The organism is Agromyces sp. SYSU T00194 (genome assembly GCF_040496035.1).
Lineage (GTDB): Bacteria > Actinomycetota > Actinomycetes > Actinomycetales > Microbacteriaceae > Agromyces > Agromyces chitinivorans.
Window position 1 is genome coordinate 1,525,351 of the sequence record NZ_JBEPJZ010000001.1, and the last position, 14,377, is coordinate 1,539,727.

Genomic DNA, 14,377 nt, shown 5'->3' on the forward strand with positions numbered 1-14,377 from the left:
GCCGGCGACCGCGGGAGCGAGCATGAGCCGCCCACTGGTGGCGGTCGCGGCGGCGGATGTCCCCGGGCTGGTCGCCGCGCTGCGCGCCGCGCTCCACGGTGGCGGCGCGGCCGTGTTCCCCGTGCCGGCGGGGCATCCGATGCATCCCGGCGCGGACGCGCCCGCCTCCGGGACGCTGGTCGGCGAGGTCGACGACCGCATCGCCGTGGTCGTCGAGACGAGCGGATCGACCGCTGCGCCGAAGCGCGTCGCGCTGAGTGCCGACGCGCTGCGCGCGAGCGCCGCCGCGACCGAGCACGCCCTCGGCGGAGCCGGCCGCTGGGTGCTCGCACTGCCCGGCCACTACATCGCCGGCCTGCAGGTGATCGTGCGCGCGCTCGCCGGGGGCACGGAGCCGCTCGTCGCACCGATCGACGGGTTCGACCCGGCAGGCTTCGCCGCCGTCGCGGCACCGTTGCGCCGTGCGCACGACCGCGCGTACACCTCGCTGGTGCCGGTGCAGCTCGCGCGCCTCGTCGAGGCCGCCGAGCACGACCGCGGCGTGCGCGAGGCGCTCGCGCGCTTCGACCGCGTGCTCCTCGGCGGCCAGGCCGCGCCGTCGGGCCTCGTCGAACGCGCCGCAGCCCTCGGCGCCCGCGTGACGCGCACCTACGGCTCGAGCGAGACCGCGGGCGGCTGCGTCTACGACGGGCGCCCGCTGGACAGCGTGTGCGTTCGGGTGGTCGACGACCTGGTCGAGCTGTCTGCGCCGAGCCTCGCCGAGGGCTACCTGGCGGCCCCGGTCGGCTCGCCCGCGCGCGTGGACCTCGACCGTGCCCGCACCGCGATCGCGTTCGCCACCGACCCCGACGGCACCCGCTGGTACCGCACGGGCGACCTCGGCTCGGTCGACGACGAGGGTCGCCTGCGCATCCGCGGCCGTGCGGACGACGTCATCATCTCGGGCGGCGTGAAGGTCGCGCTCGGCGAGGTCGAGCGTGCGGTGCGGGCCGTCGACGGGCTGGGCGATGCGGTGGTCGTCGCCGTGCCCGACCCGGAGTGGGGCGAGCGCCCGGCCGTCGTCACGACTGGCTCCGCCGTCGCCGCGGCGCGGCTCGCGGCCGCCACCGACGAGGCCGGCCTCCCGCCCGCCGCGCGCCCGGTGCGTCAGCGCACCCTCGACGAGCTGCCCATGCTGGCGAGCGGCAAGCCCGATCGCCGCGCCATCGCCGCACTCATGGCCGATGCATCGGAAGCCCCCAGCAGGGCCACGGACGACGAGCACGGTCGCCGCGATCCCTCCTGACTAGCATGGTCGGGTGGCACGTCAGACCCCCGACCGATCCGCCCCCCAGCCCGCGAAGCGCACGAAGACGTACGGCCGCTCCGGCAACCCCGCGCGCAACGGTCGCACGAACCAGCCCGCCGCACCGCGGCGCCGGGCGACCCTCGGCGACTGGATCTCGGGTGCGCGCCTGCGCACCCTGCCGCTCGCGATCGCGCCGGTCGTGGCGGGCACGGGCGCGGGTGTCGTGGCGATCCCCGACGGCCCGTGGCATCCGTACCGCGCCCTGCTCGCCCTGATCGTCGCGCTCGCGCTGCAGATCGGCGTGAACTACGCGAACGACTACTCCGACGGCATCCGCGGCACCGACCAGCACCGCGTCGGTCCCGCCCGCCTCACCGGCTCGGGTCTCGCGAAGCCCCGCCACGTGCTCATCGCGGCGCTCGCGAGCTTCGCGGTCGCCGCGGTCGCGGGCCTCGCGCTGGTCGTGATCACGCAGCAGTGGTGGCTGCTCGCCGTCGGCGCGGTCGCGATCGTCGCCGCCTGGTTCTACACCGGCGGGAAGCATCCGTACGGCTACTACGGCCTCGGCGAGCTGTTCGTGTTCGTCTTCTTCGGCGTCGTCGCGACGGCCGGCTCCGCGTACGTGCAGGCGCTCACCGTCAACCTCGAGGCGTGGGTCACGGGCGCAGGCCTCGGCCTCATCGCCTGCGCGGTGCTCATGGCGAACAACCTGCGCGACGTGGGGCCCGACCGCGCGGCGGGCAAGCGCACCCTGGCGGTGCTCGTCGGCAAGGCCGTCGGCCGCGTGCTCTTCGCCGTGTTCCTGCTGGTGCCGTTCTTCGCCGTGGCGTTCTTCGCGCTGCTCTACCCGACGGCGTGGCTGGTGTTCTTCGCGCTGCTCGCCGCTCTGCCCGCGGTGCTCATCGTCGCGACGGCGCGCACCTCGCGCGAGCTGATCACCGCGCTGCAGCTCGCGAGCGCGACGTCGCTGCTCTACGGCATCGGCCTCGGGCTGGCGTTCGCGCTCTAGAGATCGACCGGGTTCAGCGCTCGGAGTCGGTCGGCTGCTGCTTGGCGGATGCGCCGGAGTCGACCACTGCGCCGGAGTCGACGGGTGCCCCCGTGTCGGCGGATGCCTCGGGCTCGCCGGGCCCCGCCGCGTCACCGGATGCCGCGTCGACCGCCGCGTCCTCGGCGGCGTCGTCCTCGTGCACGACGGGCGTCTCGCGGTGGCGTGCGGCGTAGAGCTGCTCCGACATCGTGTCGCGCGAGCGGCGCAGGAAGATCACCGAGACGCTGAGACCGAACAGGGCGGCGACGAGCGCGGAGATCCAGGGGCTCACGCCGGCGAGGAGCAGTACGGTGAGCGGCACGGCGAACGCCAGGAGGCGCAGGGCCGTGTAGGTCACCCAGGTCGGGACGGATCGCACGCCCAACAGTGTAGATCGGCGCGGCTGCGCGCTCGCTGGGCGACGACGCTGCCGGCGGACTTCCGCGGATCCGCGCGCATCCGCCGGGAACCCGCCGTTCCCAGCCCACCCGCAGCGCTGGCACCTAGACTGTGGGAATGGCCCGGCTGCTCTTCGGACTCGGCATCGTCGCCGTCATCTTCACGGTGTACGCGATCGTCGACTGCGCGATGTTCGACCGCTCGCGCATCCGCGGCATCGGGCGCATCTGGTGGCTGCTGGTGATCCTGTTCGTGCCGATCATCGGCGCCGTGCTCTGGTTCCTCATCGGGCGCGGCCGTCCGGGCCGCCCGCCCCGTCGATCGCAGCGCACGGTCGCCCCCGACGACGACGCCGACTTCCTGCGCAGCCTCGATCGCGACGCGGCCCAGGAGGAGCGCATCCGCCGCCTCGAGGAGGAACTCGCCGAGCTCGACGACCGCGACGAGCCGGGCGAGCGCACCGAGCAGCGGCGTCGCGACGACGACGGCGACACGCCCCCGAGCAGCCGCCCGAATGCCTGACGCGTCGCCCGCGCCGAGCCCGGCGAGCGACGTCGCCCACGCCTTCCTCGAGGGCGCCGTGGCCGCCGGGGTCACCGACCTGGTCGTCTGCCCCGGATCCCGCTCCCAGGCGCTCGCGCTCGCCGCAGCCGAGCTCGAGCGCACCGGTCGCGTGCGCCTGCACGTGCGCATCGACGAGCGCGGCGCGGGCTTCCTCGCGATCGGCCTCGCCCGCGAGTCGGGACGCCCGGCCGTCGTGGTGACGACCTCGGGCACGGCCGTCGCGAACCTGCACCCGGCAGTGCTGGAGGCGCACCACTCCGGGGTGCCGCTCGTGGTCCTCACCGCCGACCGCCCCGCGGAGCTGCAGGGCATCCGCGCCAACCAGACCACGGTGCAGCCCGGCATCTTCGGCGTCGCGGTGCACTTCGAGCACGACGTCGCCGCCCCCGAGGGCCTCGACGGCGAGACGGATGCCGCGGCCGCCGTGGCCCGCGACGCGGTCGCCGCGTCGATGGGCCTGGATGCCGACGGCGGCTTCCGCCCCGAGCCCGGCCCGGGGCCGGTGCACGTGAACCTCGCGATGCGCGAGCCACTGTCGGGAGCGCGCACGCGCCCGGCGCCCGGTGCCGGCCGACCCGACGCGGAGGCGTCACCGCGCACGAGCGACCGGTCGGGTGCGCAGGGTGCGCTCGTGGCATCCGTCGTCGACACCGCCCCGCACGCCCGCGCCGCGGTCGGCGCGCACGGCACGCGCATCGCGCACGGCCCGCGCACCGTCGTGGTCGCGGGCGCGGGTGCGGGCCCCGAGGCCGAGCGGTTCGCCCGCGACGGCGACTGGCCGCTCTTCGCCGAGGTGGTGAGCGGCGCGCACTTCGGCCCGAACCTCGTGGTCGCCTACCGCGCGCTGCTGCGCGAGCCCGAGTTCGCCGACGGCATCGAGCGCGTGGTCGTGTTCGGGCATCCGACGCTCAGCCGCGAGGTGCCCGCGCTGGTCGCGCGCGAAGACGTCGAGTCGATCGTCGTCGCGCCGTCGGGCAGCGAGTGGTACGACCCGGGCCACGGCGTCGATCGCTTCGAGCGCGCCGTGCGCGTCGAGGCCCGCCGCGCGGTGGGCGAGGACCGCGCGTGGGTCGGTCGCTGGGTCTTCACGAGCCGGCGGATGCTGGAGCCGGCGCCGTCCGAGTCGTACGTGCCGTCGGTCGAGCCGACCCCGCACGAGCACGACCTCGACCTGGCCGAGATGGACGCACGCCGCGCGTACGTGCGTGCGAGCGTCGACGCGATGCGCGAGCCGGTGACCCGCCGCCGACTCGTCGAGGCCGTCTGGAATGCGACCTGGCCGCACGACCGCCTGCTGTTCGGCGCGTCCCGCCTCGTGCGCGATGCCGACCGCGCCGTCGGCGGTCGCCGCGTCACGGTGCACGCGAACCGTGGCCTGTCGGGCATCGACGGCACGGTCGCCACGGCCCTCGGCATCGCGATCGCGAGCCAGTCGCCGCTGCCCGGCGCCCCGGCCGAGGAGGCCGAGGCCGCGGCGCACGGCGTCACGCGCGCCCTGGTCGGCGACCTCACGCTGCTGCACGACGTCGGCTCGCTGCTCGCGGGCGCGGGGGAGCGGATGCCCCGCCTGCAGGTCGTCGTCGGCAACGACGGCGGCGGCTCGATCTTCGACGCCCTCGAGGTGGCCGGCACCGCCGACCCCGCCGACTTCGACCGCGTGCAGTTCACCCCGCAGTCGGTCGACCTGTCGGCGCTCGCCCGCGCCTACGGCTGGGAGCACCGCCTGGTCGACACGGCGGGTGCCCTCGACGCCGCACTCACCTCCGCATACGAGCGCCCGGTCCTCATCGAGGTGCCGCTCGCCCGCTGACGGGCGGACGACGGCCTCCGCAAACCCCCCGAACGGGGGGAGCGGAAAAAGGTGAGGAAGAGTAGCTTTCGAGCCATGACACTGCTGTCGCACTCCCGTCGTCCTGCAGTCTCCGCCGTCACGGCCGTCCTCGCGGCCGCGGCACTGCTGTTCGGCGCGGCAGCGCCGGCCATGGCGGCCCCGCCGAGTCCGCCGCCCGTCGAGAAGCTCGTCGCCCTCGGCGACTCCTACGCGGCGGGCCAGGGTGCCGGCACGCCGCTCGACGGGTGCCTCCGCAGCACCGCCGCGTACCCGTACCTGCTCGACGCGCAGGAGGCCGACCCCAAGATCAACCTGCTGCGCCTCGCCGCCTGCTCGGGCGCGACCATCGAGGACGTGATGGACACGCAGCTCTCCCAGGTGAACAAGGGCACCACGCTCGTCACCGTCACGGTCGGCGGCAACGACCTCGGCGTCGGCGTGATCTTCGACATCTGCGCGCCCGCCCCGGAGTCGCTCGCGTGTCTCACCGCGATCGGCGAGGCGGAGCAGCTGCTCGCCTCCGGGGTCATCGGCCAAGAGCTCACCCAACTCCTGGTCGCCATCTCCGAACGCGCACCCAGGGCTCGCATCGTCGTCACCGACTATCCGGTCCCGTTCGTCGCCGGACTGAGTTCGCTGACCGACCAGGTCAACGCGGCGACGCTCGCGCTCGACGGCCAGATCGCCTTCGCGGCGGGAACGGCCGCCGGTTCGGGCGCGAACGTCACGTACACGAGCCTCGACCTCGCCTTCCTCGGCCACCAGGTCGGCGACGTCGAACCGTGGCTCGGTGCAGACCAGTTCGACCCGCTCACGTTCCTGCACCCCACGGCACAGGGCCAGGCCGTCTACGCGGCCGCCGTGCTCGGCGCCCTCTGACCGACGCGGACCCGCGCCGGCCGGTCCACCGAGTACGCAGAGTGCGGAAACCTGCAGGGGGTTTCCGCACTCTGCGTACTCGGTGCGGGCGTCGCGGCCGTCGGCGGGATGCACCGCGAGTACGTCGCGGCCCGCGAGGGCGGCGCTCGGCGACTCAGCCGATCGCGTCGACGACGGCCTGGAACTTGATCGTCGACTCGGCGAGCTCCTCGCCGGGGTCGGAGTCGCGCACGATGCCGGCGCCGGCGTGTGCGCGCACGGTGCCGTCCGCGCCGATCTGCGCGCAGCGCAGCGCGATGGCCCACTCGCCGTCGCCATCGGCGCCGATCCACCCGACCGGCCCCGCGTAGCGCCCGCGGTCGAAGCGCTCGAGTTCCGCGATCGCGGCCGTCGCGGCATCCGTGGGTACCCCGGCGACCGCGGCGGTCGGGTGCATCGCGGCGACCAGGTCGAGTGAGGTCGACCCGTCACCGAGGGTGCCGTCGAGGTCGGTCGCGAGGTGCCACAGGTTCGGCAGGCGCACGGTGAAGGGCTCGGCGGATGCCTCGAGCCGCGACGTGTGCGGACGCAGCGCGTCGATGGCGCTGCGCACCGCGAACGCGTGCTCGGCGCGGTCCTTGGTCGAGGTCGCGAGCCGCAGCTCGGCGTCGTGGTCGCCGTCGGTGTCGACGCCCCGCGAGGCCGTGCCGGCGAGCACGCGGGCGCTCACGCCGCCGCGGTCGACGCGCACGAGCGTCTCGGGGCTCGCCCCCACGAGGCCGTCGACCGCGAAGGTCCAGGTGTCGGGGTAGTCCTCGGCGAGTCGGGAGACGAGTCGTCGCACGTCGGCACCGCGGGGCATACGCCCGCGCAGCTCGCGCGCGAGCACCACCTTCTCGAACTCGCCGTCGCCGATGCGGCGCACGGCCTCGGCGACGGCCCGCTCGTAGGCCTCCGACGGCAGCGCGCCGTCGCGCAGCCGCACGTGGAACGGGGCGCCGTAGGCGGTCGGGTGGGGGAGCGGCGGTGCAGCGCCGTCGGCGTCGACGACGCGGATGCGGGTGATCCACGCCCGCCCGTTGCGGCGACCGGCGACGATCGCCGGCACCACGAGCGCGCTGCGCGCGGCCGAGGCGTCGGCGAACGTGAACGAGGCGAATGCGACGAGGCCCGAGCCGGGCACCTCGACGGCGTCGGCGATCTCGGCGTCGGCCGCGACGGCCCGCCACGCGTCTGCCGCATCGGCGAACCGGGAGGCGCCGCGGAACTCGAGCCGCAGGGCCTCGCCCACGCCCACGATGCCCTCGCCCTCGCGCAGCCAGGCGAGCGGTGCGGACGCGTCGGCGAGCGGAAGCAGCTCACCCGGGTCGACGACGCCACGGGTCTCGACGTGGAGCCGTGTTCGTGCCGCCGGGTGCGCCGCACCCGCCGTCGACATGGGGCCCGTGAACGTCACGGCACCAGCCTACGCCGCGGAACCGGGAGCAACCTCCGAGTGCGTGCCGCCCGGGGTATCCGCCCGCCTGGGCCCCGGAATCGTGCGTCGCAGCCCATCGATCGTCAGCTCGCGACGACCTCGACGCCGCGCCAGAAGGCGACGTGGTCGGCCAGGTGGCGCGCTTCCGGGAGCGGCTGCGCGTAGGTCCATGCCGCGTCGGGGTTGTTCGACCCGTCGACGCTCACGTGGAAGTAGTTCGCGGTGCCCTTCCAGTGGCAGACGGTGCGGTTGCGGCTCTCGGTGAAGTACTCCGCGTTGATCGAGCCGCGCGGGAAGTAGTGGTTGCCGTCGACGACGACCGTCTCGTCGGACTCGGCGAGCACGGCGCCGTTCCAGATCGCCTTCATGGGTGTTCCTTCCACCAGGGGGACGTGGAAGGGCGCCGCCGGCGAGGCGTCGCCCCGAGGCCGTCGGCCTCGTTGCATGACAACGCATGGGCCCTCGCACGCATTCCGCCCACTCTGGGATTCTCCCGGACGCCCGCTGCGAGCCCGCCGAATCGCAATAGGCTGGTGGCGTGATGCGCGCAGACCTCTCCAAGCGGCCCGAGCAGGTGTCGGCCATGTTCGACCAGGTCGCCGAGCGCTACGACCTCACCAACGACCTGCTGTCGCTCGGCAACGCGCCGCTCTGGCGCATCGCGACGACCCGTGCGATCGACCCGCGACCCGGCCAGAAGGTGCTCGACGTCGCCGCCGGCACGGGCACCTCGAGCGCGAGCATCGCCCGCACCGGGGCGACCGTGGTCGCCGCGGACTTCTCGCCGGGCATGATCGACGTCGGCATGCACCGGCAGTGGCGGCACCGCAACCTCTCGTTCGTCGAGGCGGATGCCACGAACCTGCCCTTCGCCGACGACGAGTTCGACGCGGTGACCATCTCGTTCGGGCTCCGCAACATCGTCGACCCGAAGGCGGCGCTGCGGGAGTTCCTGCGCGTCACGCGTCCCGGCGGGCGCCTCGTGGTGTGCGAGTTCTCGCACCCGCCGATCGGGGTCGTGCGCACCGGCTACCGCTTCTACCAGCGCACCGTGATGCCCGCGCTGGTGCGGCTCGCGAGCTCGAACGACGACGCCTACGAGTACCTGAACGAGTCGATCGCGAACTGGCCGTCGCAGCGGGCGCTCGCCGGGTGGATGCGGGAGGCCGGGTTCGAGCGCGTGCAGTGGCGCAACCTGACCATGGGCGTGGTGGCGCTGCACCGCGGGTTCGTGCCCGCGTCGGCGTAGCATCCGTCACCCGGCGTCTCCCGGCGCCCCCGTGGCGGCTCGCGCATGGCGCGGTCGGTAGGCTGGTGGGGTGAATCCGAGCGTGCAGGTGCCGCGACGCGGCTCGAAGCTGGCGTCGAGCCTCGGGATCAGCGAACGGATCTTCAGCTCGAGTGAGGACCGTGCGATGGCCCGTGCGATCGACGCGGGGCTCGAGCAGGTCGAGGCCGGTCTCGAGCGAGAGGCGCGCTTCGCCGACCCGATCGCCGACGTCTCCGGCCGCTACCTCCTGGAGGCCGGCGGCAAGCGGGTGCGCCCGCTGCTCACCCTGCTCATCGCGCGGCTCGGCAACGGAACGACCGACGAGGTGCTCCTCGCGTCGCAGGCCATCGAGCTCACCCACCTCGCCTCGCTCTACCACGACGACGTCATGGACGAGGCCGACAAGCGCCGCGGCGTGCCCACCGCGCAGAACGTGTGGGGCAACTCGGTCGCGATCCTCACCGGCGACCTGCTCTTCGCCCGCGCCAGCCAGCTCATGGCCGAGCTCGGCGATCGCGCGCTGAAGCTCCAGGCGGCCACGTTCGAACGGCTGGTGCTCGGCCAGCTGCACGAGACGGTCGGCCCCGCCGAGGGCGAGGACGAGATCGACCACTACATCCAGGTGCTCGCCGACAAGACCGGTGCGCTCATCGCCGCGGCCGCGCGTGCCGGCATCGCGTTCTCGGGGGCGGACCCGGCCCTCGAGCAGCCCGTCGTCGACTTCGGCGAGCGCATCGGCGTCGCCTTCCAGCTGGTCGACGACGTCATCGACCTCGCGCCGACCGGCGACGACACGGGCAAGATCCCCGGCACCGACCTGCGGGCGGGCGTCGTGACGCTGCCCCTGCTGAAGCTGCGTCGCCTCGCGGCGACCGATGCCGACGCGGCATCCCTCCTCGACCGCATCGAGCGCGACGTCGTCGGGGCACCGGCATCCGCCGACGCACTCGAGGCGGATGCATCCGTCATCGCACGTGCCGAACTGACCATCGCCGAACTGGGCGACCACCCCGTCACGCGGGAGACGATCGACGAGGCGCAGCGCTGGGCGCGCTGGGCCGTCGAGGCGATCGCCCCGCTTCCCGAGGGCAGCGTGAAGAAGGCGCTGACCAAGTTCGCAGACACCATCGTGGAGAGAACGAGTTGACTCGCAGCAAGTTGCGCCTGGCCATCGTCGGAGCAGGCCCCGCCGGCATCTACGCCGCCGACATCCTCCTGAAGTCGGAGCGGAACTTCGACGTCTCGATCGACCTGTTCGATCACCTCCCGGCGCCCTACGGCCTGGTCCGCTACGGCGTCGCTCCCGACCACCCGCGCATCAAGGGCATCATCACCGCGCTGCGGGACGTGCTCGACCGCGGTGACATCCGCATCTTCGGCAACGTGCGCTTCGGCGAGGACATCACGCTCGACGACCTCAAGCACCACTACAACGCGGTGATCTTCGCGACCGGTGCGGTGCAGGATGCCCCGCTGCGCATCCCGGGCATCGAGCTCGAGGGCTCGTACGGCGCGGCCGACTTCGTGAGCTGGTACGACGGGCACCCCGACTACCCGCGCGAGTGGCCGCTCGAGGCGCAGTCGGTCGCGGTGATCGGCAACGGCAACGTGGCGCTCGACGTGTCGCGCATCCTCGCGAAGCATGCCGACGACCTGCTGCCGACCGAGATCCCGGCGAACGTCTACGACGGGCTGAAGGCCTCGCCGGTGACCGACGTGCACGTGTTCGGCCGCCGCGGACCGACCTCGGTGAAGTTCACCCCGCTCGAGCTGCGCGAGCTCGGCGAGCTGAACGACGTCGACATGATCGTCTACGACGAGGACTTCGACTACGACGACGCCGCGCGCGCGGCCGTCGCCGGCAACAAGCAGGTCTTCGTGATCGACAAGGTGCTGAACCAGTGGCGCCAGCGCGAGACCGGCCAGGCGTCGCGCCGGCTGCACCTGCACTTCTTCGCCAAGCCGCTCGAGGTCGTCGACGACGGCACGGGCCGCGTCGGCGCGTTCCGCTACGAGCGCACCCGCTCCGACGGCGAGGGCGGCGTGGTCGGCACGGGGGAGATCCGCGAGCTGCCGGTGCAGGCCGTCTACCGCGCCATCGGCTACTTCGGCTCCGAGCTGCCGGGCATCCCGTTCGACCACGACTACGGCGTCATTCCGAACCACGAGGGCCAGGTGCTGCGCCACGACCCCGAGACCGGTGAGTCGGGCCGCATGTACGGCGTCTACGCCACCGGCTGGATCAAGCGCGGCCCGGTCGGCCTCATCGGCCATACCAAGTCGGATGCCATGGAGACCATCCGCCACCTCATCAACGACGTGGGCAACTGGTGGTCGCCCGCCTCGCCCTCCGAGCAGTCGGTCACCGACCTGCTCGACGAGCGCGGCGTGCGCTACACCGACCTCGCCGGCTGGCACCGCCTCGACGAGCACGAGCTCGCCCTCGGCGCCGCCGACGGCCGCACCCGCATCAAGGTCGTGCCGCGCGACGAGATGGTCGACATCTCGCGGGGCGAGCTCACAGCGTAGGCCCGGCCCGGCGCGGCTGCCGCTACGCTGCACGTCAGAACTGCGGCATCCGCTCACGTCGGATCACCTGCGCCGCACCCGTACGACGACATGAGGTGCCCGTGAGCCAGCCGATCCCGGAGGCAGCCGCGCGGTTCCGCTCGCTCGTGAGTCGGGGTCGGGTCGCGTCAGCGGTCGCCGCGTTGCCCGACGTCGGCCTGGTCCCGTTCCTCTGGCTGTGCGTCACGGTCACGGCGGCGATCGCGCTTCACGTGTTCCACCCGCTCCTGCTCGTCGTGGTCGTCGTCGCCAGCGTGCTGACGTGGCGCTGGCGGCTGCCGGCGTACACCGCGCGATTCGCGGCACGCTCCGCAGGCGCGGCAGTGCTGCTGGTGGTGGCGTGGGTGGCGATCAACCTCCCGTTCGCCGGCGAATGGATCGACCTCCCGCGCGACCCGGCCTTCCTCGCGCAGGCCGGTATCTGGTTGACGGAGCACTTGTCGCCCAGCCTTCCGGTCGGGTCATCCGCCGACGTCGTCGCCGCCGTGCCGGGGGCCATGATCGAGTCCAACGCGTACACCCTGCAGGGTGACGTGCTGCAGATCCAGGGTGCGAAGCTGCTTCCGGGGCTGCTGGCGATTCCCGGCTGGATCGGGGGTGTTCCGGCGGTGCTCGCGGGGAACGTCGTCATCGGCGGATTCGCCCTGCTGTGCTTCTACGGTTTCGCTCGGCGGCTGCTCGGACCCCTGTGGGGGCTGGTGGCGCTCTCGGGGATGGCGATCACCGTGCCGATGGCGTACTTCAGCCGCTCCGCGTTCACCGAGCCGCTCATGATGGCGATGGTCTTCGGCGGGCTCACGACCCTCTGGGTCGCGTTCTCGACGGGCGACCGCCGCCACTACTTCGTGGGTGGCGCGTTGATCGGTGCCGCAGGGTTGGCCCGCGTCGACGGCGCCCTGCTCGTCATCGGACTGGTGGTGGCGTTGGCCGCGGCCGTGGCAACGCGCGCGGACGCGGACGCTCGGGCGGCGTTGCGGCGCGGCGCCTCCGCCGCCCGCATCGGCGCATTCCTCGTGCTCATCCTCGGCTTCGCCGAGATGGCCGCCAACAGCATCGTCTACGTCGCAGGGCGAATCGACGTGGTGCGCCCGATGCTGATCGGCCTCGCGGTCGTCTTCGTCGTCGGTGAGATCGTGTCATCCGAACCGGTTTCGGGGCCGCCGCGCCGCTGGGTGTCGCGGCACCGCAAGGGCATCGCGCTCAGCCTCTTCGCCGCGGTGGCCGCCGTGGGGGCGGTGCTGGTGAGCCGCCCGCTGTGGATGGTGTCTCGGCAGTCGGGCGAGAGCCCGTACATCGAGTTCCTCCAGTCGTACCTCGGTCTCCCGGTCGAGCCGGATCGCAATTACGTCGAGTACACGGTGCACTGGCTGTCGCTGTATCTCGGTTGGGGTCTCGTCGCGTGCGGACTGCTCGGCCTCGGGGCGGCGCTCACGCGCGCCGTCCTCGACTCCGACCGCAGGCTCTTCCTCGCGCTGTGCATACTCGGCGTGCCGACGCTGCTCTATCTGGTCCGGCCCAGCATCGTCGCAGATCAGGTGTGGGCGCAACGACGGTTCCTTGCGGCGGCGATCCCAGCGCTGGTGCTCTTCACGATCTGGCTCGTGCGCCTGCTGGCGCAGCGCGCCGCCCGATCCGCTCGGGTTCGGACAGGTGTCGTGCATGCGACCGTTGCGGTGATGCTGACAGCGCTGCTCGTCGTGCCGCTGCTGGCATGGGGGCCGATGTTCCCGGTGCGCGAGCACGGCGGGCGGCTCGCACAGGCTCGCGAGGTCTGCGCAGCACTCGACGGGCGGCCGACAGTCGTACTCGATCGGGGGATCGACGGCTACGTCCCCACGCTCCGCACCGTGTGCGGCGTCGACGCGGTGTCGTTCCCGGGCGACGTCGACGACCGCGACCTCGCGTCGGCGGTCGAGGTGTTCGGAGAGGGCGCCGTCATGCTCGTCGCGTTCGACCCGGAGCGTGTCCCGTGGAGTTCGTCGCCGCCGCCGGCGACGCTCAGCACGACGATCACCGCGTGGCCGATCGCGCTCAACCACCGCGCCGAGCCGGGGGTGGGCGGGAAGTCGCCGATCTGGATCGGCAGGATCGGTACCGACGGCACCGTCGTGCCCGTGGAGTGACGGCGGTCGCACGATACGCTGCACGGCATGCCGGATGCGATCACTCCCCAAGTGGACGGATGGCTGTTCGTCATCTGCGTGGGTCTGGCCGGCGCCTTGATCGGAGGGTTGCTGCTGGCCCCTTGGGCGTCACGCAACCGGATCGGCGGCACGGACGAGGAGGACGATACTTCCGGCACGGGCCTCCGGGTCGTGGCGAGCCCGCATTCCATGCCGACGTGGTACCGACCGGTCGCGACGCTGGCCGGCCTCCTCGCATTCGGTGCGCTGGCCTGGGCGTACGGGCCGTCGTGGCTGCTCCCCGGGCTCCTCGCGTTCGCCGCGGCGGGGATCGCCATGTCGTTGGTCGATCTCGAGGAACAGCGCCTGCCCAACCGCATGCTCCTCCCCTCGATGGCAGCGGTGGCGACGTTGCTGGTGCTCGCGGCCACCGTGAATGGAACATGGTGGTCCCTGCTCGGTGCACTGGCAGGTGGTGCGGCGATGTTCGCGCTGTACTTCCTCGTCGCGATCGTCGCCCCCGGGGGGATGGGATTCGGGGACGTGAAGCTCGCCGCCATGATCGGGTTGGTGCTGGGGTGTCTCGGCTGGGTGTTCTGGGCCGCGGGACTCGTCATCGCGTTCTTCATCGGCGGCGTGATCGCGGTGGTGGCGATCCTCCTGCGCATGGTCACGCTGCGTGGTCACGTACCGTTCGGCCCGTCGATGGTCGCCGGGGCCGTCATTGCTGCGTCCCTGCCCCTGCTCGCCGAAATCTGAGGGGCGGCACCCGATGTGGGGGCGGTACGGACGGCGACGGCGAGCTAGCGTGGACGCGTCCCGCCGATGCGCGTGTCCATGAGGCGCCACTGGCCAGTTCGAACAGTAAGGTGACCGATGGGCAGTCCGCGCGCCGACGTGCTCGCTCGCACCAGACGTGATCGGTACCTCATGTCGGAGCGTGTTCGCTGGGGCCTGGTCGCCGCGCTG

General features: G+C 73.0%; 13 protein-coding genes. 10 read left to right on the top strand and 3 right to left on the bottom strand.

What is annotated here, in order from left to right; all coding sequences use genetic code 11:
• The first annotated feature begins 22 nt into the window (after window positions 1–22).
• Both ABZK10_RS07080 and ABZK10_RS07085 read left to right on the top strand, forming a co-directional pair.
• Window positions 23–1,285, top strand: coding sequence for an AMP-binding protein (locus ABZK10_RS07080; protein ID WP_353808471.1), 1,263 nt, complete (start codon window positions 23–25; stop codon window positions 1,283–1,285).
• 13 nt (window positions 1,286–1,298) lie between these two features.
• Entirely contained in the window at window positions 1,299–2,297 is a 999-nt protein-coding gene (locus tag ABZK10_RS07085) for a 1,4-dihydroxy-2-naphthoate polyprenyltransferase (RefSeq protein WP_353808472.1), read from the top strand.
• Between the two features lie 13 nt (window positions 2,298–2,310).
• Here ABZK10_RS07085 and ABZK10_RS07090 read toward each other — a convergent pair whose 3' ends face one another.
• Complete coding sequence (locus ABZK10_RS07090) at window positions 2,311–2,697, bottom strand: DUF4229 domain-containing protein (RefSeq protein WP_353808473.1); 387 nt, start codon at window positions 2,695–2,697, stop codon at window positions 2,311–2,313.
• A gap of 137 nt (window positions 2,698–2,834) precedes the next feature.
• On the opposite strand from ABZK10_RS07090, the gene ABZK10_RS07095 reads away from it, so the two are divergent.
• The 3 genes from ABZK10_RS07095 (at window position 2,835) to ABZK10_RS07105 (ending at window position 5,991) form a co-directional block, all read left to right on the top strand.
• On the top strand, window positions 2,835–3,239 hold the full coding sequence (locus ABZK10_RS07095) for a PLD nuclease N-terminal domain-containing protein (RefSeq protein WP_353808474.1): 405 nt from the start codon (window positions 2,835–2,837) through the stop codon (window positions 3,237–3,239).
• The gene (gene menD, locus ABZK10_RS07100; RefSeq protein ID WP_353808475.1) at window positions 3,232–5,091 is read left to right on the top strand and encodes a 2-succinyl-5-enolpyruvyl-6-hydroxy-3-cyclohexene-1-carboxylic-acid synthase; all 1,860 of its coding nucleotides are present in this window, start codon (window positions 3,232–3,234) and stop codon (window positions 5,089–5,091) included. Before ABZK10_RS07095 ends, menD begins: the two co-directional genes overlap by 8 nt.
• Before the next feature lie 75 nt (window positions 5,092–5,166).
• Window positions 5,167–5,991 carry an SGNH/GDSL hydrolase family protein gene (locus ABZK10_RS07105; protein WP_353808476.1) on the top strand — a complete coding sequence of 275 codons (825 nt, stop codon included), beginning with the start codon at window positions 5,167–5,169 and terminating at the stop codon, window positions 5,989–5,991.
• A 154-nt stretch (window positions 5,992–6,145) separates the two neighbouring features.
• Here ABZK10_RS07105 and ABZK10_RS07110 read toward each other — a convergent pair whose 3' ends face one another.
• Both ABZK10_RS07110 and ABZK10_RS07115 read right to left on the bottom strand, forming a co-directional pair.
• Window positions 6,146–7,408, bottom strand: coding sequence for an isochorismate synthase (locus tag ABZK10_RS07110; protein ID WP_436408527.1), 1,263 nt, complete (start codon window positions 7,406–7,408; stop codon window positions 6,146–6,148).
• Window positions 7,409–7,530: 122 nt separating this feature from the next.
• The gene (locus ABZK10_RS07115) at window positions 7,531–7,815 is read right to left on the bottom strand and encodes a DUF427 domain-containing protein (RefSeq protein WP_353808478.1); all 285 of its coding nucleotides are present in this window, start codon (window positions 7,813–7,815) and stop codon (window positions 7,531–7,533) included.
• Between the two features lie 173 nt (window positions 7,816–7,988).
• Between ABZK10_RS07115 and ABZK10_RS07120 the strand changes: the two genes are divergently transcribed.
• The 5 genes from ABZK10_RS07120 to ABZK10_RS07140 all read left to right on the top strand — a co-directional run bounded on the left by ABZK10_RS07120 (window position 7,989) and on the right by ABZK10_RS07140 (window position 14,167).
• Window positions 7,989–8,696 (top strand): demethylmenaquinone methyltransferase, encoded by a 708-nt coding sequence (locus tag ABZK10_RS07120; RefSeq protein ID WP_353809630.1) that lies wholly within the window; start codon window positions 7,989–7,991, stop codon window positions 8,694–8,696.
• 70 nt (window positions 8,697–8,766) lie between these two features.
• A complete protein-coding gene (locus ABZK10_RS07125) occupies window positions 8,767–9,864 on the top strand; it encodes a polyprenyl synthetase family protein (RefSeq protein ID WP_353808479.1) in 1,098 nt (365 codons plus the stop codon).
• The gene (locus ABZK10_RS07130) at window positions 9,861–11,246 is read left to right on the top strand and encodes an FAD-dependent oxidoreductase (RefSeq protein ID WP_353808480.1); all 1,386 of its coding nucleotides are present in this window, start codon (window positions 9,861–9,863) and stop codon (window positions 11,244–11,246) included. The genes ABZK10_RS07125 and ABZK10_RS07130 overlap by 4 nt, the downstream gene beginning before the upstream one ends.
• Window positions 11,247–11,347: 101 nt before the next feature.
• The gene (locus ABZK10_RS07135; RefSeq protein ID WP_353808481.1) at window positions 11,348–13,408 is read left to right on the top strand and encodes a hypothetical protein; all 2,061 of its coding nucleotides are present in this window, start codon (window positions 11,348–11,350) and stop codon (window positions 13,406–13,408) included.
• A gap of 27 nt (window positions 13,409–13,435) precedes the next feature.
• The gene (locus tag ABZK10_RS07140; protein ID WP_353808482.1) at window positions 13,436–14,167 is read left to right on the top strand and encodes a prepilin peptidase; all 732 of its coding nucleotides are present in this window, start codon (window positions 13,436–13,438) and stop codon (window positions 14,165–14,167) included.
• Window positions 14,168–14,377: the final 210 nt, after the last annotated feature.

What these genes read in the sequence shown, in the direction of transcription:
- ABZK10_RS07080 (WP_353808471.1), top strand. Translation starts at nt 23, where the DNA reads ATGAGCCGCCCACTGGTGGCGGTCGCGGCGGCGGATGTCCCCGGGCTG.
- ABZK10_RS07095 (WP_353808474.1), top strand. Translation starts at nt 2,835, where the DNA reads ATGGCCCGGCTGCTCTTCGGACTCGGCATCGTCGCCGTCATCTTCACG.
- menD (WP_353808475.1), top strand. Translation starts at nt 3,232, where the DNA reads ATGCCTGACGCGTCGCCCGCGCCGAGCCCGGCGAGCGACGTCGCCCAC.
- ABZK10_RS07105 (WP_353808476.1), top strand. Translation starts at nt 5,167, where the DNA reads ATGACACTGCTGTCGCACTCCCGTCGTCCTGCAGTCTCCGCCGTCACG.
- ABZK10_RS07110 (WP_436408527.1), bottom strand. Translation starts at nt 7,408, where the DNA reads ATGTCGACGGCGGGTGCGGCGCACCCGGCGGCACGAACACGGCTCCAC.
- ABZK10_RS07115 (WP_353808478.1), bottom strand. Translation starts at nt 7,815, where the DNA reads ATGAAGGCGATCTGGAACGGCGCCGTGCTCGCCGAGTCCGACGAGACG.
- ABZK10_RS07120 (WP_353809630.1), top strand. Translation starts at nt 7,989, where the DNA reads ATGCGCGCAGACCTCTCCAAGCGGCCCGAGCAGGTGTCGGCCATGTTC.
- ABZK10_RS07140 (WP_353808482.1), top strand. Translation starts at nt 13,436, where the DNA reads ATGCCGGATGCGATCACTCCCCAAGTGGACGGATGGCTGTTCGTCATC.